The following is a 20654-nucleotide window of genomic DNA, read 5'->3' on the forward strand; positions in this document are numbered from 1 at the left end:
GGTGCGTGCCGCCAATCGGCGTCGGGTCCGGCGGAAGCGCGATCGTAGCGGCTCGGCCGTCAGGCGGTGGCGGGCTTGGCCGCCACGGCGGCGCCCTCCGCCTCCACCGCCGCCTCGACGTCCGCCAGGTCGCTGCCCCTGGTCTCCCGCCCGCACAGCACCGCCAGCACGGTGATCGCCGCCGCGATCGCCACGTACACCGAGATCGGGGTGGCGTTGCCGTAGTCCTTGAGCAGTGCGGTCGCGATCAGCGGCGCGGGCGCTCCGGCGGCCACCGAGGCGAACTGGGCCCCGATCGAGGCGCCCGAGTACCGCATCCGGGTGGCGAACAGCTCGGAGAAGAACGCCGCCTGCGGTGCGTACATCGCGCTGTGGAAGACCAGTCCGACCGTCACCGCGACCACCAGCTGTCCGAACGACCTGGTGTCCACCAGCCCGAAGAAGACGAACGCCCAGATGCCCACCCCGACCGCGCCCACCAGGTACACCGGTTTGCGTCCGACCCGGTCGGACAGCGCTCCGAACAGCGGGATCAGCGCGAACTGGATCGCCGAGCCGATCAGTACGGCGTTCAGCGCGGTCTGCTTGGAGAAGTGCGCGTGGGTGACGGCGTACGTCAGCACAAACGTGGTCATCACGTAGTACGAGATGTTCTCCGCCATCCGTGCGCCCATCGCCACCAGCACCTCCCGCCAGTGGTTGCGCAACACCGCCACCAGCGGCGGCTGTTCGACGGTCTTCCGCTGCTGCTGGGCCGCCAGCGCCTGCTTGAACAGCGGCGACTCGTCCACCGCGAGCCGGATCCACAGCCCGACCCCGACCAGCACCGCCGACAGCAGGAACGGCACCCGCCACCCCCACGACAGGAACGCGTCCTCCGACAGCACCGCCGTCAGCAGCGACAGCACCCCCGCCGCCAGCAGGTTCCCGGCCGGCGCCCCGCCCTGCGGCCACGACGCCCAGAACCCGCGCCGCCGCTGGTCCCCGTGCTCCGACACCAGCAGCACCGCCCCGCCCCACTCCCCGCCGAGCGCGAAGCCCTGCACCAGGCGCAGCACCGTCAACAGCACCGGCGCCGCCGCCCCGATGGAGCTGTAGGTGGGCAGCACCCCGATCAGCGTGGTCGACCCGCCCATCAGCAGCAGGCTGACGACGAGCAGCTTCTTCCGCCCGACCCGGTCCCCGAAGTGCCCGAACACCAGCGCCCCGACCGGCCGCGCGGCGAACCCGATCGCGTAGGTGAGGAAGGACAGCAGCGTCCCCGTCAGCGGATCGGTGTTCGGGAAGAACAGCTTGTTGAACACCAGCGCGGCTGCTGTTCCGTACAAGAAGTAGTCGTACCACTCGATGGTGGTCCCGATGAGACTGGCGGCCACGACCCGAGGGAGTGAGCGGGTGGCTGCCGTGGCTGGTGCGGAGGCGTTCATGGTCACCACTTCCGGGCCGGGGGGAGGACGTCGCCCCGAGAGGCGTCGCCCCGAGGAATGTCGTCACAAGGGGCGCCGCCCCAAGGGACGTCGCCACAAGGTAGGGAGGCGCGTTCCCCGGGACTATGTGGGCCGCCCACATAGTCCCGGGGGTCGGCCTGGGGAGGGCGGCCAGGTGCCGCCGCTCAGTGCGCCGTCCAGCCGCCGTCGACGGGGAGGCTGGCGCCGGTGATGTAGGAAGCGGGCGGGGAGCAGAGCCAGAGGGCGAGTTGGGCGATCTCCTCGGGTTCGATGAGACGCTTGACGGCCGCGCGTTCGAGCATGATCTGCTCGACGACCTCGTCCTCGCGGATGCCGTGGGCGAGCGCCTGGCTCGCGATCTGCTTCTCCACCAGGGCAGTTCGGACGTAGCCCGGGTTGATGCAGTTGCTGGTGACGCCGTAGGGGGCACCCTCCAGGGCGACGGTCTTGCTGAGGCCCTCCAGCGCGTGCTTGGCGGTGACGTAGGCGGACTTGAAGGCGCTGGCCCGCAGGCCGTGGACGGAGGAGATGTTGACCACCCGGCCCCACTCCCGCTCGTACATGTGCGGGAGAGTGCGGCGCAGGATGCGGAACGGCGCCTCGACCATGACGCGTTGGATGAGGGTGAAGCGGTCTGGCGGGAACTCGTGGACGGGCGCGATGTGTTGGAGGCCGGCGTTGTTGACCACGATGTCGGCGTCGGCCGGCAGGGCCTCCACGGCCTCGGGGTCGGCGAGGTCCGCGACGACGGCGCGGCCGCCGATCCGCTCGGCGAGCTCCCGGGCCGGACCGGCCGCGAGATCGACGACGTAGACCCGGGCGCCGGCCCCGGCGAAGGCCTCGGCACAGGCCCGGCCGATGCCCGAGGCGGCCCCGGTGACCAGGGCCGTCCGGCCGTCGAGCGGGCGGGCTGTAGTGGTGTCCATGGCCGAGAACGCTAGGAAACCCGGGGGCCCGGCTCCCATGTGGTGGTCCACCACAGCATCCCGGTGGGCTGTGGTGTTCACCGCCACGATGGTCGATCGACGGTTCGACCGCGAAAGGCCAAACCCGCGCCGCCCGCGCTTCCCCACAATGGGCGCGATTGCTTCACCCGTTCGGAGGATTGCTCGGTCAGATCCACCCATAGCGCCCGAATGCTCGCTACATTCACGCCGATTCCCGACAGGGGGCGCCGCCCCAGGCAGCCGAAGTGCTGGTAGAGCCCGGTGCGACGTCCGAGAGGTGTTGACTGACATGCCCCAACGGCCTGCAACCGACAGCCCGGCGTACGGACCGCTCGACCCGCTCGGCCACCACCGAGGCCCGGTCGGCCGGACCCTGCCGGACGCCCCCGACGCCCTGACCGCCGACGCCCCGACCGCCGACGAACTGCGGCTGCCCGCGCAGGCCACAACCGACCGGCACGAACCCGCCGTCCCCGCGCCCGGGCCGGTCGGCGGCCACTCCGGGCACTCCGGCCCGTCCCCGCAGAACGGCCAACTCGCCGCGCTCATCGAGGAAGCCGGCTTCTCGCACGCGGGCCTGGCCCGCCGGGTCGACCAGCTCGGCCTGGAACACGGCCTCGACCTGCGCTACGACAAGACCTCGGTCACCCGCTGGCTGCGCGGCCAGCAACCCCGCGGCGCCACCCCCGCGCTGATCGCCGAGGTCTTCACCCGCCGCCTCGGCCGCCGCCTCACCGCCCAGGACCTCGGCCTGGACGCCTGCGCCCCGGTGTACGCGGGCCTGGAGTTCGCCGAGACCCCGCAGGAGGCGGTGGACATCGTGGCGAGCATGTGGCGCAAGGACAACGGCCCGCAGTCCGAACTGCGCCGGATCGCCTTCACCCCGGCGGGCCTGGTCGTCCCCAGCCGGGACTGGCTGATCGGCCGCACCGACGAGCGCGTCGCCCGGGACGGCTCGACGATGGTCCGCCCCGACGCCGCCACCGGTCCGCCCGCCGGTCCGTCCGCCGCCGCTGCCGGTACCGCCGGCACCGCAGCATCCGCCGTGACGGCGGCATCCGGAGCACCCGCCGCACCCGCCCAGAGCGTGCCCCCCGCGCCCGGCGCTCCCCCTCCGAGCCCGGCGCGCGGCCAGGCCCACCACGGGGCCCCCGGCATGCGCCCCGTGCCGGGCGCGGCCGGCCCCGCCGGGCCCACCATCGGCCGGGTGCCCACCCAGAGCCGGCGCCCGCCGACCGCCGTCGAGCCGCCGTACACCGAACCGGCCCGCGAGTCGCGCCCCGCCCTGCGGGTCGGCCGCGGCGACATCGCCGCCATCCGCGCCGTCGGCGACCTCTTCCGGGCGCTCGATCACGCCTACGGCGGCGGGCACGCCCGGCAGGCGCTGGTCCGCTACCTGGAGAGCGAGGCCGAGCCGATGCTGCGCGGCCGCTACGGCGAGCAGATCGGCCGGGCGCTGTTCGGCGCCGTCGCCGACCTGACCAGGCTGGCAGGCTGGACGTCCTTCGACATCGCCGCGCACGGCCTCGCCCAGCGCTACTTCGTCCAGGCGCTGCGCCTGTCCCAGGCCGCCGGGGACCGCGCGCTCGGCGGGTACGTCCTGGTGACGATGAGCCAGCAGGCCGTCCACCTGGGCCACGGCCGGGAGGCCGTCCAACTGGCCCGGGTCGCCCAGCAGGGCGTGGGCACCGCCGTGCCGCCGGTGGTCCAATCGCTGATGCACACCGCCGAGGCGCGCGGGCACGGCCTGCTGGGCGACGTCCGGGCCTGCACCACCGCCCTGGTGCGCTCCGAGCGGGCACTGGCCGCTGCCCGGGTCGGCGACGAACTGCCCTCCTGGGCGCGGTACTTCGACGAGGCCCAGCTCTCCGACGAGTTCGCTCACTGCTACCGCGACCTCCAGCAGTGGCGCACCTCCGCGCAGCACGCCGAGAAGTCGCTGCGGCTGCGCTCACCCGCCTACGCGCGCAGCCGGATCTTCTGCCGGCTGGTGCTGGCCACCGCCCGGCTCGGCATGGGGGACCTCGACGAGGCCTGCACCATGGCCACCGACGCGCTGCGGGCGGCGGGGGAGATGCGCTCGGCCCGCTCGCTGGAGTACGTCCGGGACTTCCACCGCCGCCTCACCCCCTACCGGGGCAGCCCGGTGGCCCGTGCCTTCGAGGAGACGGCCCGCCAGGCCGGCGTGATCTGAGGACCTGTCGCAGAGGGGCCGGTCGGGCGAGCTCCGGCGGCCCTGGAAACCCGTCCGGCCCGGGTCCGCCCCGGGCCGAAGGGCCCATCCGCCCGGCGACGGCTCCGGGCGCCCCGGTGACGGGCTGGAGCATCCCGGCGACGGCTCCGAGCACCTCGGCGACGGGCGGGAGCGAAGCGGGTCACCAGCTCTCGGCCCGGACGCGCGGCTGCCCGGCCTCCGGCGAGGGCGGCCGGACGCCGCCGCGCACCCGCTGCGCCACCAGCGGGAACACCAGCACCGAGAGCATGCCGGCGCCGACCAGCGCGGCCGCCGTCGAGGACGGCAGGTGGCCGTCGTCCACCTCGATGGTGGTGATCACCACGACCAGCGGCAGCGCCGTCGCGCCGTAGAGCCCGAGCGCCGTGCGGTCCCGCCGGCCGAGTCCGGCCGGGGCGAGCAGCCCGGCGGGCAGTCCGCGCACGGCCAGGAGCAGCAGCAGGAACACCGGGACGAGCAGTATCGTGCCGGGGTCGTCCAGCAGGGCGGACAGGTCGAAGTTCATCCCGCTGACCACGAAGAACACCGGCACCAGGAAACCGAAGCCGATGCTCTCCAGCTTGGCCTCGATCACCTCCTCCTCGGCCCGGCGGATGTCGGAGAGCAGCAACCGGGAGACGATCCCGGCAGTGAAGGCGCCGAGCAGCATGTCCAGGTCGAGCCAGATCGCGGCGGCCACCATGACGGCGAGCACCAGGATCACCGCCCGGACGGCGAACTGCCCGGAGGTGCGCAGGGTGCGCTCGATGAGCCGGGTGGCCCAGGCGGGCCGGGGGCGGCGTGCGCCGAGGACCGCGACGGCGGTGATCACCGCGAAGGCGCCGAGGATGACGGCCGTCCGGACCGGGGAGTTGCCGCTGAGCAGGATGGCGATCGCGATGATCGGCCCGAACTCGCCGACCGCCCCGGTGGCCATCACCAACGAGCCGAAGGGGGTGGGCAGTTCGCCGGAGTCGCGGAGGATCGGCAGGATGGTCCCGAGGGCGGTGGTGGTGAGCGCGAGCCCGGCGAAGGCGCCGTTCAGCGGGTCCCGGTTGACCAGCGCGCCCACGCCGAGCGCCACCACGAGCGAGACCAGCCACGCGGTGCCCGCCCGTTTCAGCGGGCCGCCGCGCAGCTTGGCGAAGTCGATCTCGTACCCGGCCAGGAACATCAGCATGGCCAGGCCGAACTGGGAGAGCGCGTTGACCAGGTCGTCGACGCGCGCCCAGTTCAGGACGTCGGGGCCGATCAGGACGCCGAGCAGGATCTCGAACACGACGGTCGGGACGGCGATCCACCGCAGCAGGCGGTCGGCGAGCAGCGGCGCGGCGACGGCCGCGGCGGGGATCAGGATCAGGGCCACCGGCTGGACGGCGGCGCTCACCGCGCAACCGGCCGGACGGTGTAAATCATCCGATGAGCGGTCATGTCGGCATCCTGGCATGCCGCCGGTCCGTCACCCACCGGCGGGCCGTCAGCGTGTCCCGGGAGCCAGACCGAAAGCCCGCCGGGCCGGGAGCCGGGCCGGGAACCAGGCCGGGAGCCCGTCAGGCCGACCCCGACGGGCTCAGGCCGCCGCCTCGGCCTCCCGGGCGTTGGCCGGGACGCCGAGGTCGCGCAGCACCGCCTGCGCGGCCCGCCGCCCGGAGACCAGCGCGCCCTGCACGGTGCTGGTGTCCCGGTGGTCCCCGGCGACGTACAGCCCGGCCAGCACCCGCACCGGGCGCCGGGGGTTGTGCGGCGGCGGCATCGCGGGCAGCGCGTCCGGGACGTGCCGCACGTTCAGGAACTGCCAGCCGGTGGTCGAGGCGCCGTAGAGCTCGGCGAGCCGGGCCCGGACCGCCGGTTCCAGTCCGGCCGGGCCGCCCGCGTCGAAGGAGCGCCGCCCGAGCACGGTGGTGGCGATCAGCGCCTGTCCGGCGGGGGCGTAGGAGGGGTGCAGTTCGCTGAGCACCAGCGAGTGCGAGACCAGCGGCGGCTGCCCGCCGGGCCGGTCGCCGTCGAGCAGCAGGACGGCCTCGCCCAGCGGGGTGCGGTCGGCCGCGTGGTAGAAGGTCGTGACGGGGTGGAAGTCCGGCAGCCGTAGCCCGGGCAGCAGTTCGGCGGCGGAGCGGGCGTCGGTGGCGAGGACGACGGCCTGGGCGCCGATCCGCCCGTGGGCGGCGGTCTCCACGCCGTCGGCGGTGATCGAGGTGACCTGCACCCCGGTGCGTACGGTGCCGGCGGGCAGGGTGGTGGCCAGCTGGGCCGGCACGGCCGCGATCCCGCCGGCGGGCAGACAGAGCCGTCCGCGCGCGTAGGAGCGCAGGACCAGGTCGGCGATCCGGCTGCTGGTGCCGAGGGCGGGGTCACTGAGCAGCGCGCTGAGCAGTGGCCGCAGGAAGCCGTCGAGGGTGCGCGGGGCGAGCCCGTGGCCGGCCAGCGCGCGGGCGGTGGTGGTCTCCGGGCGGGCCTTGAGCCGGCTGGCGGGGGTGGTGGCGAGCCGGCCGAGCCAGCTGCCGAGCCGGGCCTTGTCCAGCGGGCTGCCGAGTGGGGCGCGGGTGGCGGCCTGCCGGGCGGTGGTGAGCTGCGGGTCCCCGGTGCGGTAGCGGCGGCCGCCGCTGTGCACGAGGACTCCGGGGGCGAGCGGGCGCAGGTCGAGGCGGTCGAGGTCGAGGACGCGGCGGAGTTCGGGGAAGGCGGTGTTCAGCAGGTGGCTGCCGTCGTCGAGCCGGAATCCGTCCAGTTCGCGGGTGGCCATCCGGCCGCCGATCCGGTCCGTGGCCTCAAGGATCTGCACGGTGAGGCCGCGGCCGGTGAGCGTGCGTGCGGCGGCCAGGCCGGCGAGTCCGGCGCCGATGACGATGACGTCAGGGTCGGACGGGCGGCGGGCGCGGCGGGTGAAGTCGTATGTGGGCACTGGCGTGCTCCCTCCCTGGTCCCGGGGCTCCGGCCGACGCAGGCAGCGGGGTGCCGGGACACGGTCCGACGGTGTGATGCCCAGTCAGTGTGAGCATCAGACAAGCGCATCGGGCCCGATCCAAGGGTCGAGAGGGGGCGTGCGGCACCGGGCGGGAGCGCGGTCACGGACAGTGCGCCGTTGGGGCCGGGTTCCGGGGTTGGCGGGCGCGCACGGTCACCGGGGGCGTGCGACGCGCCCGGTGTGTGCTCCCATGCGCCCCCTCCCGGAGCCCCGTCCGACCCCCACCCGATCTCCGCCCGGCATATGCCCCTGGCCAGCGTGAATGCCGTAGCCGCCGTACGCAGCGGGACGTACCGGAGCCCCGCCGTGCAGCCCGTGCCGGAAACCCGCGGCGGACGGCAGGGTTCCGCGCCACCGGTCGCCCCCACCGCCACGCACAGCGCCACGCACAGCGCCACTCACAGCGCCGCGCGCACCGCCGCGTCCACGTCCGGGTGCGCGAAGCGGAAGCCCGCGTCCAGCAGCCGCCGCGGCACCACCCGGTGGCTGCCGACCGCCTCGACCGCCAGCTCGCCGAGCACCACCTTGAGCACCGCCTCAGGCACCGGGAACGGAGTCGGCCGCCGGAGCACCCGCCCGAGCGCCGCCGTCAGCTCGGCGTTGGTGACGGGATCGGGCGCGGTGAGGTTGACGGCGCCGGAGAGGTCGTCCCGGTCGATCAGGAACCGCAGCGCGGCGACCTGGTCGGCCAGCGAGATGAAGCTCCAGTACTGCCGCCCGTCGCCGAGCCGCCCGCCCAGCCCCAGCTTGAACAGCGGGAACAGCCGCGCGCCGGCCCCGCCGGCCGCGGACAGCACCATCCCGGTGCGCGGGTGGACGACCCGGATGCCGGCGAGCTCGGCTGGCCGCGCGGCCGCCTCCCACTCCACGCAGACCTCGGCCAGGAAGTCGTCGCCGGCGGGGGAGTCCTCGTCGATCACCCGGTCGCCGGTCTGCCCGTACCAGCCGACGGCGGAGGCGCTGACCAGCACCCGGGGCGGCTCCTTGAGCGCGGCCAGTGCGACGGCCAGCGTCTCGGTGCCGAGTGCCCGGCTCTCCCGGATCTCCCGCTTGTAGGCGTCCGTCCAGCGGTGGTCGCCGACCCCGGCGCCGGCCAGGTGCACGACCGCCTCGACCCCGGCCAGCCCGTCCTGCTCGACCTGGCCGAGCAGCGGGTTCCAGCCGATGGCCGTGCTGCCGTCGGGCTGCGGGCCCGTCCTGGAGCGGCGCCGGACCAGCCGGACCACCTCGTGGCCGTCCGCCAGCAGGGAGCGGACGAGAGCCGAGCCGATCAATCCCGTGGAGCCTGTGACAGCGATGCGCATGCGTCCATCCTCCCAGTTCCCAAAGCCCTGTCATGTCGGCATGCGCCTCACTAGCATGACGCGCATGCACGAGGACGATCTGATCATCCGCCCAGCTCAGCCCGAGGACGAGGTCGAACTCGCCGTTCTCAACCGTGCCGCCTGGTCCCCGCTGGCCGACGTCTCCCCGCAGCCGCCCGAGGGGGACGGCGTCTTCGACGAACGGCACGCCCCGGAGCAGTACCTGCTCGCCCTCCTGGACGGCCGGGTGGTCGGCTACGTCCGCCAGGTCCCGCCGACCCCGCTGGCCAGCAACCGGCACGTCCGGCAGATCCAGGGCCTGGTCGTCGACGGCACGGCCCGCGGCCGGGGTGTCGGCCGGCGCCTGGTCGAGGCGGCGCGCGAGGCCGCCCGGGCCGCGGGCGCGCGCAGGATGACCCTGCGGGTGCTCGGCTGGAACGCCCCGGCCCGCCGCCTCTACGAGGGCTGCGGCTTCGTCGTCGAGGGCTTGCTCGCGGAGGAGTTCCTGATCGACGGGTCGTACGTGGACGACGTCCTGATGGCCCGCAGCCTGGCGCACTGACAAGCCCGACCGGCCTTTCCGCCCACCGAAACTGACGGCGCGTCAGGCCTGGCGGGCGGTGCAGAGTCGTGACCGATCCGCTCTGTCTGGACCAGCACCCCGCCGGGTACCGTACGGCCGTGAGCAACTCGACGCCCCCCGGGTGGTACCCGGTCCCCGGTGCGGACGGCACCCCCGGTCACGAGCGCTGGTGGGACGGCAACGCCTGGACCAGCGAGGTGCGCCCGCTCCAGGGCGGCGCCGGCCAACTCGCCGACGCCCCCACCCAGGGCTGGCAGCCCCCCGGCCGGCAGCCCGGGTACGGCTACGGCGGCCCGCAGGACGCCCCCGGCCACGGCTACCCGGGCAGCGCCCCCGCCCCGGGCTACGGCTACCCGGGCCAGGACGGCTACTACCCGGCCCAGGACGGCTACCCCGCCCAGGGCGCGGGCTACGGCTACCCGGCGCCGGGCTACCCGCCGCAGCAGCCGGCGCCCGGCCGGATGAGGCCCGGTCTGGTCGTCGGCATCGCGGTCGCCGTCCTGGCCGTGGGCGGGATCGTCGCCGGGATCGTGCTCAGCGGCGGCGGCTCCCCGCAGGCCGACCCGACCCCGAACCCGACGGTCACCATCACCCGGGGCGCCGGCCCCGCCCCGAGCCCCACGGCGGGAACGCCCGCCCCGACGCCCGCACCCAAACCGGCGCCGACCGTCAGGAGCACCGTCCCGGACACCCAGCACGCGATCACCGTCCCGGTGCTCGACGGCTGGGACGTGGCGCCCGACTCCCCGCACTCCACGGTCTACCTGGGCACCGGCCGCTACACCTGCCCGGACGGCAACTCCTGCATCCGCGGCCAGTTCTCGGTCGAGACCGACACCGTCCAGGGCGTCACCGCCAAGACGGCCGCCGAGGCCACCATGCCCGCGTACGCCGGCCAGATCTTCACCGGGATCAGCTCGCACACCGACTCCGGCTCCGGCTACACGACCGTCGCGGGCGTGTCCGGCTACGCCGTGCGCTGGCACATCCGCACCGCGGACGGCACCCAGGGCTACGTCCTGCTGGCCGCCGTCCCGGCCAAGGGCGGCGGCTTCGTGGTGTTCGAGGGCGGGGTGGACGACACCCCGAGCGCGCCGGACGCGTCCGTGCTGGACCAGATCCTCAGGGGCATCAAGCAGGACGGCACGTCCGGCGGCGGCAGCACCGCCTGACGCGTCCGGCGCCGCTCACGCCGTGGGCGTGTCTGACGCGCCGTTCGGCCGGACAGAACCTGTGGCCTGCCCTAATCCCCGTAGCGCTCCCAGAGCTTGGGAAACCGTTTCGCCATGACGTCCGGGTCGTCGAAGTCCAGCGCGGCCCCGGCCGGTCGGCCGGACTGTCGCCCGCCCACCTCGGGCAGCGGCAGCCCGGTCAGCTGCTCGTACGCCTCGTCGGCGGCGTAGCCGAGGTCCTCGGCCTCGCCGTCCTCCTCCTCGTCGAACTCGGGCAGCAGGTCCGCCAGGTCGTCCGGCTCGAACAGAGCGCCCTCGAAGACGTCCCGGCCCTGGCCGATCAGCCAGCAGCGGAAGTAGTCGAAGGTGTCGTCGGAGGCGCCGTCAAGCAGCAGGTAGGCGGCGCCCCAGAGGTCGTGGCGGTAGGCCCGCTGGAACCGGGCCTCGAACAGCCGGGCGAAGTCGATGACGTCGTCCGGGGTCAGCTGGACCAGCCGTTCCACCAGCCGGTCGGCCTGCTCGTCCGGATCGCCGTCGGCGTCCTCCCGGGTCTCGTCGATCATCTGCCAGAAGTCGGTCTCGTCCATCACCGCTCCAGCATCCCCGTTCGCCAGCCCCCGCGCATGCCATGGCCCGGCGAAACGCTGGTGATGTTCGACGCAGCCGGGCGCGGGTCGGAGACGACCAGGCGCGGCCAGGAGCAGGCGGACGGCAGGCGGACCCCGGCAACGGCGGAGCCCCGCGCCGTCCAGGGACGACGCGGGGCTCCGTGCAGCCGAAACCGCGGACCTGCAGTGGTGCCTTACAGGCCGAGCTCGACCTCGAACTCGCCGGCCTCCAGGATCTCCTTGACCGCGACCAGGTAGCGGGCGGCGTCGGCGCCGTCCACCAGGCGGTGGTCGTAGGAGAGCGACAGGTAGGTCATGTCGCGGATGCCGATGGCGGTGCCGCCGTCGGCCTCGATGACCACCGGGCGCTTGACGGTGGCGCCGATGCCCAGGATGGCGACCTGGTTCGGCGGCACGATCACGGTGTCGAACAGCGCACCGCGCGAGCCGGTGTTGCTGATGGTGAAGGTGGCGCCGGACAGCTCGTCCGGGGTGATCTTGCTGTCGCGGACCTTGGTGGCCAGCTCGGCGGTCTTCTTCGAGATACCGGCGATGTTGAGGTCGCCCGCACCCTTGATGACCGGGGTCATCAGACCCTTCTCGGAGTCCACCGCGATACCGATGTTCTCGGTGTCGAAGTAGGTGATGGTGCCCTCGGCCTCGTTGATCCGGGCGTTGACGACCGCGTGGGTCTTCAGCGCCTGGGCGGCGGCCTTGACGAAGAACGGCATCGGGGACAGCTTGACGCCCTCGCGGGCGAGGAAGCCCTCCTTGGCCTTGCCGCGCAGCGACATGATCTTGGTGACGTCCACCTCGACCACGCTGGTCAGCTGGGCCTGCTCGTGCAGGGCCTTCAGCATGTTGTCGCCGATGACCTTGCGCATGCGGGTCATCTTGACCGTCTGGCCGCGCAGGGCGGACGGCGCGGCGGCGGCCTTCGGCGCAGCGGCCGGAGCGGCGGCGGCGACCGGGGCCGGGGCGGCCTTGGCGGCCTCCGCGGCGGCGACGACGTCCTGCTTGCGGATGCGGCCGCCGACGCCGGTACCGGCGACGGAGGACAGCTCGACACCGTGCTCGGCGGCGAGCTTGCGCACCAGCGGGGTGACGTAGGCGTCACCGGCGTCGGCCACCGGGGCAGCCGGCGCGGCCGGGGCGACGGGAGCCGGGGCGGCAACCGGGGCCGGAGCGGCGACCGGAGCCGGAGCGGCCACCGGGGCCGGGGCGGCGGCGACCGGAGCCGGGGCAACCGGAGCCGGAGCAGCCGGAGCGACCGGGGCGGCCGGAGCGACGGGGGCCGGGGCAACCGGGGCCGGAGCGGCGGCGACGGCACCCGCGGCACCGATCAGCGCGAGCTGGGCGCCGACCTCGGCGGTCTCGTCCTCGCCGACCAGGATCTTCACCACGACACCGGCGATCGGCGACGGGATCTCGGTGTCGACCTTGTCGGTGGAGACCTCGAGCAGCGGCTCGTCGACCTCGACCGTCTCACCCTCGGCCTTCAGCCAGCGGGTGACGGTGCCCTCGGTGACCGACTCGCCCAGTGCGGGCAGCAGGACCGGGGTGGCGTCGGCGGCCGGAGCGGCAGCCGGAGCCGCCGGGGCGGCAGCGGCGACCGGGGCGGGGGCGGCGGGCGCCTCCACGACCGGGGCCGGGGCGGCGACGGGCGCGGCCTCGGCGACCGGGGCCGCAGCGGCGACCGGGGCACCGGAGCCGTCGTCGATGATCGCCAGCTCGGCGCCGACGTCGACGGTCTCGTCCTCGCCGACCTTGATCGAGGCCAGGATGCCGGAGGCCGGCGACGGGATCTCGGTGTCGACCTTGTCGGTCGACACCTCGAGCAGCGGCTCGTCGACCTCGACACGCTCACCCTCGGCCTTCAGCCAACGGGTGACGGTGCCCTCGGAAACGCTCTCGCCCAGCGCGGGCAGTGTTACTGAGACCGCCATGGTTTCAGCGACTCCTATCAAGTCTTGCGTACTGGAAATGGGGGGTGGTGGCGTGATCAGTCGTGCGCGTGCAGCGGCTTGCCGGCCAGCGCCAGGTGCGCCTCGCCCAGGGCCTCGGACTGGGTCGGGTGCGCGTGGATGAGCTGCGCGACCTCGGCCGGCAGGGCCTCCCAGTTGTAGATCAGCTGAGCTTCGCCGACCTGCTCGCCCATGCGGGCGCCGACCATGTGGACGCCGACCACGGCGCCGTCCTTGACCTGGACGAGCTTGATCTCGCCGGCGGTCTTCAGGATCTTGCTCTTGCCGTTGCCGGCCAGGTTGTACTTGAGGGTGACGACCTTCTCCTTGCCGTACAGCTCGACGGCCTTGGCCTCGGAGATGCCGACGGAGGCCACCTCGGGGTTGGAGTAGGTCACGCGCGGGACGCCGTCGTAGTCGATCGGCACCGGCTTGAGGCCGGCCAGGCGCTCGGCGACCAGGATGCCCTCGGCGAAGCCGACGTGGGCCAGCTGCAGGGTCGGGGCGAGGTCGCCGACGGCCGAGATGGTGGGCACGTTGGTGCGCATGTACTCGTCGACCAGGACGTAGCCGCGGTCCATCGCGACGCCGTTCTCCTCGTAGCCGAGGCCGGACGAGACCGGGCCGCGGCCGATGGCGACGAGCAGCAGGTCGGCGTCGATCTGCTTGCCGTTCTCGGTGGAGACGCGGACACCGGCCTCGGTGTACTCGACGCCCGAGAAGCGGGCCTTCAGCTCGAACTTGATGCCGCGCTTGCGGAACGCGCGCTCCAGCAGCTTGGAGGAGTTCTCGTCCTCCAGCGGGACGAGGTGCGGCAGCGCCTCGACGATGGTGACCTCGACGCCGAAGGACTTCCAGACGGAGGCGAACTCGACGCCGATCACGCCGCCGCCGAGGATGACGGCCGACTTCGGGATGCGGTCGAGCTTGAGCGCGTGGTCCGAGGAGATCACGCGGTTGCCGTCGATCTCCAGGCCCGGGATCGAGCGCGGCACGGAGCCGGTGGCCAGGAGGATGTGGCGGCCCTCGATGCGCTGGCCGTTGACGTCCACCGAGGTCTGCGAGGAGAGCTTGCCCGCGCCCTGGATGAAGGTGACCTTGCGGGAGGCGACCAGGCCCTGGAGGCCCTTGTACAGGCCGGCGACGACGTCGTCCTTGTACTTGTGGACGCCGTTGATGTCGATGCCCTGGAAGGTGGCCAGAACGCCGAACTCGGCGGCCTCCTTCGTCTCGTCCGCGATCTCGGCGGCGTGCAGCAGAGCCTTGGTCGGGATGCAGCCGCGGTGCAGGCAGGTGCCACCCAGCTCCCCCTTCTCGACCAGGGCGACGCTCAGGCCCAGCTGAGCGGCGCGGAGCGCCGCGGCGTAACCGCCGCTTCCGCCTCCGAGAATGACTACGTCGAAAACGGTGCTGGCGTCGTTCGCCACGTCACGTCCTCCATGCAATGGGGTGGGTCGCCGGGCCGGTCGCGGTCCGGTGGGTCGGAAGCCTTTGTGAGGCGCCCAGTCGTGCCGGAAATACATCTTCGCACTTGTTCGCGGTGGCTGATGTCCGGGTCCACCCCAGGGGTGTCCCACAGAGCGGTCACCGGGGCGGGAATACCCCCGACGGAAGGGCATCATTGCAGCTCAACGCGGGGTTGACAGCCGCCGGACGGGCGTCGGGGCGGCCCTGCGGCGCCGCGTCTTCCGCAGGGTGGAACAAAGTTTCGCCCGCAGCGAACAGAGGTGCGGGGCGAGGTCCCGGCCTACTCGCAGGTAACCGGCGCCGGAACGTGACGGACCCGCGACGGGCCGACAGCGGACCCGCGCGCGAACCCACGGCGAACCCAGTGTTCCCCGCCCCCCCCCCGCGGGGGGGGCCCGGCCCCCCGCCCCCCCCCCCCCCCTCGACTCGGGTGCCTGATCAGGCCTTGCCGCCCGCCGCGGTCTGCTCGGCGAACCGGACCAGGGTGCGCACCGCGCTCGCGGTGCCGCCCTTCGGGGTGTAGCCGAACGGCGCGCTCTCGTGGAACGCCGGGCCGGCGATGTCCAGGTGCGCCCAGTCGATGCCCTCGGCCACGAACTCCTTCAGGAACAGGCCGGCCACCAGGCCGCCGCCCATCCGCTCGCCCATGTTCGCCAGGTCGGCGATGGTCGACTCGGTCATGCCCTTGCGCAGCTCGGCCGGCAGCGGCATCGGCCAGGACTGCTCGCCGACCTCGCCCGAGACGGTGTGCAGGGTCGCGCGCAGCTCGTCGTTGTTGGACATCACGCCGAAGGTGCGGTTGCCCAGGGCCAGCACCATGGCGCCGGTCAGGGTCGCCACGTCGACGATGACGTCCGGGTTCTCCTCGCCGGCGCGCACGATCGCGTCGGCCAGCACCAGACGGCCCTCGGCGTCGGTGTTCAGCACCTCGACGGTCTTGCCGCCGTACATGCGCAGCACGTCGCCGGGGCGGGTGGCGGAGCCGGACGGCATGTTCTCGGCCAGCGCCAGCCAGCCGGTCACGTTGACGGCCAGGCCCAGGCGCTTGGCGGCCACCACGGCGGCGAACACGGCGGCGGCGCCGGCCATGTCGCACTTCATGGTCTCGTTGTGGCCGGCCGGCTTCAGCGAGATGCCGCCCGAGTCGTAGGTGATGCCCTTGCCGATGAAGGCCAGCGTGGCCTTCGCCTTCGGGTGGGTGTAGGCCACCTTCACCAGCCGCGGCGGGTTGGCCGAGCCGTTGCCGACGCCCAGCAGGCCGCCGAAGCCGCCCTTGAGCAGCGCCTTCTCGTCGAGCACCTCGACCTTGAGGCCGTGCTCCTTGCCGGCCGCCTGGGCGATCGCGGCGAAGCTCTTCGGGTTCAGGTCGTTCGGCGCGGTGTTGACCAGGTCACGGGCCCGGTTCATCTCCTCGCCGACCGCGGCGGCGCGCTCCACGGCCGCCTTGGCGTCCTTGCTGCCCTTGCGGGGGGCCAGCACGACCAGCTCGCCGACCGGCTCCTTGCCGCTGCCGTCGGCCTTGTAGGTGCCGAAGGCGTACGAGCCGAGCAGGCCGCCCAGCGCGACGGCCTCGACCTCGTCCGCGGACTCGGCCGGCAGGGCCAGCGCGGCCTTCTTGGCGCCGGCCAGGGTGCGGGCGGCGACACCAGCGGCGCGGCGCAGCGCCTCCAGCTGGTAGCCGGCCTCGGCGGCCTCGCCGAGGCCGACCGCGAGCACGAGCGCGGCCTTCAGGCCGGCGGGGGAGGGCACCTTGACGGCCTCGCCCTCGGCGCCGGTCGCGCCCAGGGTGCTGAGGACCTCGGTCAGCTTGCCCTCGAACGCCTCGTTCACGGCCTCGGAGCCGGGGGCCAGCACGATGCCCTTGGGGCCCTTGGCGACACCGACCACCAGGGCGTCCGCGCGCAGCGAGGCGGCGGAGGAGGTGCTCACAGACAATGCAGTCACGTAATGCGTCCTGTTCTTTCGCGGTCCACGGCCGGTTGCGGCGAGGCTGCCGCACCGGCGCAACCCGCCGTCGCAGGCCGGACCGCCCGGTACGCTCCGGGTCCGGGCCCCCTGGCGCGCGCACCCGCGCAGGTCGCGGCCACGCACACCAGAGGCCCCGGCTCCTCGGGTCAGGCCGGGCGGGCAGGACCTGCGACGGTGCAGGGCTGCGGTGCTCCCCGCATGGTAGTCCGCATGGTGGGATCACGCGCCGCCCGGTGTCAGCCGAGCAACGCCAGGGCGAACAGCGAAGCGGTCGCGGCGGTTTCCGCCATCGCGCCGAGCACGTCCCCGGTGATTCCGCCGAACCGCCGTACGCAGCGCCGGAGCAGCAGCTGGGCGCAGCCGACGCCGAGCGCAACGGCCGTGGGGAGACGAAGGGTTGACGATCCGTCAAACAGTCCGAGGGCGGCCAGGGCGAGCGCCGCGGCGGCCGTCCCCGCGACCGTTCCGGCGGGTGCCACGGTGCCCGCCACCATCGCGCCCAGGCCGCCCGGCCGGGCGGCCGGCACCGACCGCAGGCAGCCCCAGGCGAGCGCGCACCGCGCGGTCACCGCCGACGCCAGCACCGCGAGCGCGCCGCGTGTGGTCGACTCGGCGAACTGTCCGGCCAGCGCGGCGATCTGGGCCAGCAGCACGAGAAGGAGGGTCAGGACGCCGAACGGGCCGATGTCGGACTGCTTCATGATGCGCAGAGCGTCCTCGGCCGGCTTCCCGCTGCCCAGGCCGTCGGCCACGTCCGCCAGACCGTCCAGGTGCAGCCCCCGGGTGAGCGCGGCCAGCACCCCCACCGCCGCCACCGCCCCGAGCAGCCCGCCGGCCCGCCAGGCCACCAGTGACCCCGCCCCGGCGGCCGCCGCGCCGAGCACCAGCCCCACCACGGGGGCCGCGGTCATCGCCCGCGCGGCCGCGGCCCGGTCCCACCGCTCCACCCGCACCCGCAGCACGGACAGCGTCCCGAACCCGAACCGGAGCCCCTCGGCCCAACTGGCGCCCTGCACGACGTGTTTCCCTCCGAACGGAAGCGCCCCGTCCGATGTGCCGGACGGGGCGCCCATGATCCTGGTGCCACAGGTTGCCGCGGGTTGCTACAGCCGCCGCAGCAGGTCCGCCGCCGAGGGCAGCTTCGGCTGCTCCTTCGGTGCCGACGGCACGAACGGCCGCGGGGCCTCGTCCGCGAGCGCGTCGCCCGCGGCCTGGAGCAGCGGCAGGGCCAGCAGCGCGCCGAGGCCCTCGCCCATGGTGATCCCCTGGTCCTGCAGCGGCGTCAGGGTGAGCCGGTCGTAGGCCTTGGCCTGGGCGGGCTCGCCGCTGGACTGCCCGGCCCGCCACCACTCCGGCGCCCGGAAGGCGATCCGCTGTGCGACCAGCGCGCAGGCCGCCGAGACGACGCCGTCCAGCACCACCGGGAGCCGTCGCACCGCGGCCTGGAGCAGGAAGCCGGTGATCGCCGCGAAGTCGGCCCCGCCGGTGGCGCCGAGCAGCGCCAGCTGGTCGCCGAGGACGGGCCGGGCCCGCCGCAGGGAGTCGCGGATGGTGGCGCACTTGACCATCCAGACCCGGTCGTCGACGCCCGAGCCGCGCCCGGTGACGGCGGCCGCGTCCGTTCCGCACAGTGCGCCGACCAGGACGGCGGCGACGGTGGTGGCGCCGACGCCGAGGTCGCCGAGCAGCACCAGGTCGGTGCCGGCGTCGGCCTCCTCGTCGGCGACGGCCATGCCGGCCCGGAAGGCCCGCGCGGTCTCCTCGGGGGTGAGCGCGTCCTCGACGTCGATCCGGCCGGAGCCGCGCCGGATCCGGTGGGTGACCACGTCGTCCGGGAAGTCGGCGGGGTCGGCGTCCACCGCGACGTCGACGACCCGCACCTCGGCGCCGTAGCGCCGGGCCAGCCGGGTGACCGGCGCGGTGCCGTCCAGGACGGCGCGCACCCGCGCGGCGGTGCCGCCCTTGGCGGGCAGCCGGGACACCCCGAGCGCGGCCACGCCGTGGTCGGCGGCGAACAGCAGCACCTTGGGGGCCGACACCGGCCGCACGGGGGATCGCCCCTGTACGGACGACAGCCAGCTGCCCAGCTCCTCCAGCTTGCCGAGCCCGCCGCGCGGCCGGCCGGCCTCCTGCCAGCGTTCCTCGGCGGCCCGTCGGGCGCTCTCGTCGGGGCGCTCGACGAGCGAGGAGAACGTATCGAGATCCACGGTCGTGTCCATCGTCCGGAAGGCTACACGCCGCAGATGTTCAGGCGGCGGCTGGCTTGACGGTCAGAACCTGCCCGGCCACGACCAGCAGCACACGCTCGGAGGCGTCCGCCACGGCCATGTTCAGCCGGCCCAGGGTGTCGCGGAAGCGCCGGCCTGCGGCGGTCGCCGGGACGACGCCCATCCCGACCTCGTTGCTGACCGCGACGGCCGTGCGCCCGGTGGCCGCCCAGGCCCGCGCCAGGGCCTCGCAGCGCCGCTGGACGGCGGCCTCCCCACCCGCCGCCCAGACCGCGTCGTCCCAGGCGCCGCACTCGTCCATCACGGCGGTCAGCCACAGTGCCAGGCAGTCGACCAGCACCGGCGCCGGGTCGGCCCGGTCGGCCAGCACGGCCTCCAGGTCGCAGGTCTCGGCGGTGCGCCAGCTCGCCGGCCGCCGCTCGCGGTGCAGCGCGACCCGCTGGGCCCACTCGGCGTCGCCGTCCCGGGTGCCGCCGGTGGCCACGTACAGGACGTCCGGGTGGTCGGCGAGCAGCTGCTCGGCCCGGGTGGACTTGCCGGAGCGGGCGCCGCCGAGCAGCAGCGTGCGGGGGAGCGGGTGGTGGATCGCCATGCCGCCCATCCTGCCCGACCGGGCATCCGGAGCGTCCGGCCAGGCATACGGAAGATCGGGCCGGGCAGGCTAAGGTGCGCAGCACGCAGGCAGCGTCGTCGGTGGGAGGAGCCGGGCATGGTCTGGACGTGGCGGTACGAGAAGTCGGACGGCACCGCGGTGGTGCCGGAGGGCGCGCAGGAGGAGTTCGCGGGCCAGGGGGACGCCGAGACCTGGATCGGGGAGTCCTGGAAGCAGCTCGCCGAGGACGGCATCGACACGGCGGTCCTGCTGGACGACGACCGGGTGATCTACTCGATGAGCCTGCACGAGGCGTAACCGCTGTCGCGGGGCCGCTACTTGGCCCCGACCACGTGCAGCAGCGCGGCGACCTGCCGGTACGGGTCGGTGCGGCCGGCCCGGTCCTCGGCCTCCAGCAGCTGGGCCAGCTGCCGCCCGTCCACCGGCGGGGCCGCGTCGTCGGGCGCGTTGTCGGTGAAGACCCGTACGCCGTACCAGTGCTTCAGCGGCACCGACACCTCGGAGAGGGTGACGGTGAGGTCGGCGAGGCGGTCGGCGCGGGCGGCCAGCCCGAGCCGGTTGTAGTACCGGTCGCTCTCGAAGGCGTGCAGGGCGGCCCGCCAGTCCCCGGCGGCGGCGGGCCGCAGGGCGAGCGCGTCGCGGTTGCGGACCAGCAGCGAGAGCAGCCCGCCCGGGGCCAGCAGCCGGGCCAGCGAGGCGATCATCGGGTCGGGGGCGGGCAGGTACATCAGGACGCCGTGGCAGAGCACCACGTCGAAGCTGCGCGGGCCGAACCAGCGCCCGCACTGGTGGGCGTCGCCGCTGAGCAGTTGCAGCCGGCCGGCGACCTCCGGCGGTTCCTCGGCGAGCGCCCCCTGGGCGACGCCGAGCGCGACCGGGTCGGAGTCGATGCCGGTGACGTAGTGGCCGGCCCGGGCCAGGCGCAGCGCCTGGGTGCCCTGGCCGCAGCCGATGTCGAGGACGCGCTGCGCGGTGCGGCCGGCCAGTTGCTCGGCGAGCTGCCGGGAGACCAGCTCCTGGCGGACGAAGTTGCGCAGTCCGCCGAGCCGGTCCAGCCAGGCGCCGGTACCGCCGGCGAAGGAGCCGCTGCGCGAGGGCAGCCGGCGCTCCTGGCCGATCCGGTCGTGGCCGCCGTCCCCCTGCCCCGGCAACGCGTACAGGCCGGGCCCCTCCCA

The 20654-nt window shown here is 74.3% G+C and carries 16 protein-coding genes and 1 pseudogene; 4 read left to right on the top strand and 13 right to left on the bottom strand.

Annotated features, from left to right (window positions below; translation table 11 throughout):
- Positions 1-59: 59 nt before the first annotated feature.
- Positions 60-1427, bottom strand: coding sequence for an MFS transporter (locus tag ACFV6D_RS00105; protein WP_063347317.1), 1368 nt, complete (start codon positions 1425-1427; stop codon positions 60-62).
- Positions 1428-1612: 185 nt separating this feature from the next.
- Positions 1613-2374 (bottom strand): 3-hydroxybutyrate dehydrogenase, encoded by a 762-nt coding sequence (locus ACFV6D_RS00110; protein WP_380336586.1) that lies wholly within the window; start codon positions 2372-2374, stop codon positions 1613-1615.
- A gap of 310 nt (positions 2375-2684) precedes the next feature.
- Here ACFV6D_RS00110 and ACFV6D_RS00115 point away from each other — a divergent pair, with 310 nt between their 5' ends.
- Entirely contained in the window at positions 2685-4589 is a 1905-nt protein-coding gene (locus ACFV6D_RS00115) for a regulator (RefSeq protein ID WP_380495263.1), read from the top strand.
- Between the two features lie 181 nt (positions 4590-4770).
- On the opposite strand, the gene ACFV6D_RS00120 is transcribed toward ACFV6D_RS00115, so the two are convergent.
- From ACFV6D_RS00120 to ACFV6D_RS00130, 3 genes are all read right to left on the bottom strand, one after another.
- Positions 4771-5994 (bottom strand): cation:proton antiporter, encoded by a 1224-nt coding sequence (locus ACFV6D_RS00120; protein WP_063347315.1) that lies wholly within the window; start codon positions 5992-5994, stop codon positions 4771-4773.
- 183 nt (positions 5995-6177) lie between these two features.
- Entirely contained in the window at positions 6178-7509 is a 1332-nt protein-coding gene (locus ACFV6D_RS00125) for an NAD(P)/FAD-dependent oxidoreductase (RefSeq protein WP_380336580.1), read from the bottom strand.
- Between the two features lie 461 nt (positions 7510-7970).
- The gene (locus ACFV6D_RS00130) at positions 7971-8876 is read right to left on the bottom strand and encodes a TIGR01777 family oxidoreductase (protein ID WP_380557256.1); all 906 of its coding nucleotides are present in this window, start codon (positions 8874-8876) and stop codon (positions 7971-7973) included.
- Between the two features lie 55 nt (positions 8877-8931).
- On the opposite strand from ACFV6D_RS00130, the gene ACFV6D_RS00135 reads away from it, so the two are divergent.
- Positions 8932-9438 carry a GNAT family N-acetyltransferase gene (locus tag ACFV6D_RS00135; protein ID WP_380557259.1) on the top strand — a complete coding sequence of 169 codons (507 nt, stop codon included), beginning with the start codon at positions 8932-8934 and terminating at the stop codon, positions 9436-9438.
- 119 nt (positions 9439-9557) lie between these two features.
- Positions 9558-10631, top strand: a complete 1074-nt coding sequence (locus ACFV6D_RS00140; RefSeq protein WP_380557262.1) for a DUF2510 domain-containing protein — start codon at positions 9558-9560, stop codon at positions 10629-10631.
- A gap of 71 nt (positions 10632-10702) precedes the next feature.
- Here the strand turns inward: ACFV6D_RS00140 and ACFV6D_RS00145 are convergent, their stop codons facing one another.
- The 7 genes and pseudogenes from ACFV6D_RS00145 to cobU all read right to left on the bottom strand — a co-directional run.
- Entirely contained in the window at positions 10703-11218 is a 516-nt protein-coding gene (locus tag ACFV6D_RS00145; protein ID WP_350885237.1) for a DUF4240 domain-containing protein, read from the bottom strand.
- A gap of 215 nt (positions 11219-11433) precedes the next feature.
- On the bottom strand, positions 11434-13185 hold the full coding sequence (sucB, locus tag ACFV6D_RS00150; RefSeq protein WP_380557265.1) for a 2-oxoglutarate dehydrogenase, E2 component, dihydrolipoamide succinyltransferase: 1752 nt from the start codon (positions 13183-13185) through the stop codon (positions 11434-11436).
- Positions 13186-13241: 56 nt separating this feature from the next.
- On the bottom strand, positions 13242-14630 hold the full coding sequence (gene lpdA, locus ACFV6D_RS00155; RefSeq protein WP_063347308.1) for a dihydrolipoyl dehydrogenase: 1389 nt from the start codon (positions 14628-14630) through the stop codon (positions 13242-13244).
- Between the two features lie 478 nt (positions 14631-15108).
- Positions 15109-16614 carry a leucyl aminopeptidase gene (locus ACFV6D_RS00160; protein WP_380336568.1) on the bottom strand — a complete coding sequence of 502 codons (1506 nt, stop codon included), beginning with the start codon at positions 16612-16614 and terminating at the stop codon, positions 15109-15111.
- A gap of 260 nt (positions 16615-16874) precedes the next feature.
- The gene (locus ACFV6D_RS00165; protein ID WP_380557268.1) at positions 16875-17654 is read right to left on the bottom strand and encodes an adenosylcobinamide-GDP ribazoletransferase; all 780 of its coding nucleotides are present in this window, start codon (positions 17652-17654) and stop codon (positions 16875-16877) included.
- Between the two features lie 87 nt (positions 17655-17741).
- On the bottom strand, positions 17742-18857 hold the full coding sequence (locus tag ACFV6D_RS00170; protein WP_063347305.1) for a nicotinate-nucleotide--dimethylbenzimidazole phosphoribosyltransferase: 1116 nt from the start codon (positions 18855-18857) through the stop codon (positions 17742-17744).
- Positions 18858-18885: 28 nt separating this feature from the next.
- Positions 18886-19488: pseudogene (gene cobU, locus ACFV6D_RS00175) on the bottom strand (bifunctional adenosylcobinamide kinase/adenosylcobinamide-phosphate guanylyltransferase); the annotation flags it as partial.
- Between the two features lie 87 nt (positions 19489-19575).
- Between cobU and ACFV6D_RS00180 the strand changes: the two are divergent.
- Complete coding sequence (locus ACFV6D_RS00180) at positions 19576-19776, top strand: hypothetical protein (protein ID WP_063347303.1); 201 nt, start codon at positions 19576-19578, stop codon at positions 19774-19776.
- Positions 19777-19793: 17 nt separating this feature from the next.
- On the opposite strand, the gene ACFV6D_RS00185 is transcribed toward ACFV6D_RS00180, so the two are convergent.
- The gene (locus ACFV6D_RS00185) at positions 19794-20534 is read right to left on the bottom strand and encodes a class I SAM-dependent methyltransferase (RefSeq protein ID WP_107453016.1); all 741 of its coding nucleotides are present in this window, start codon (positions 20532-20534) and stop codon (positions 19794-19796) included.
- Positions 20535-20654: the final 120 nt, after the last annotated feature.

Source organism: Kitasatospora sp. NPDC059812, assembly GCF_042732075.1.
Lineage (GTDB): Bacteria > Actinomycetota > Actinomycetes > Streptomycetales > Streptomycetaceae > Kitasatospora.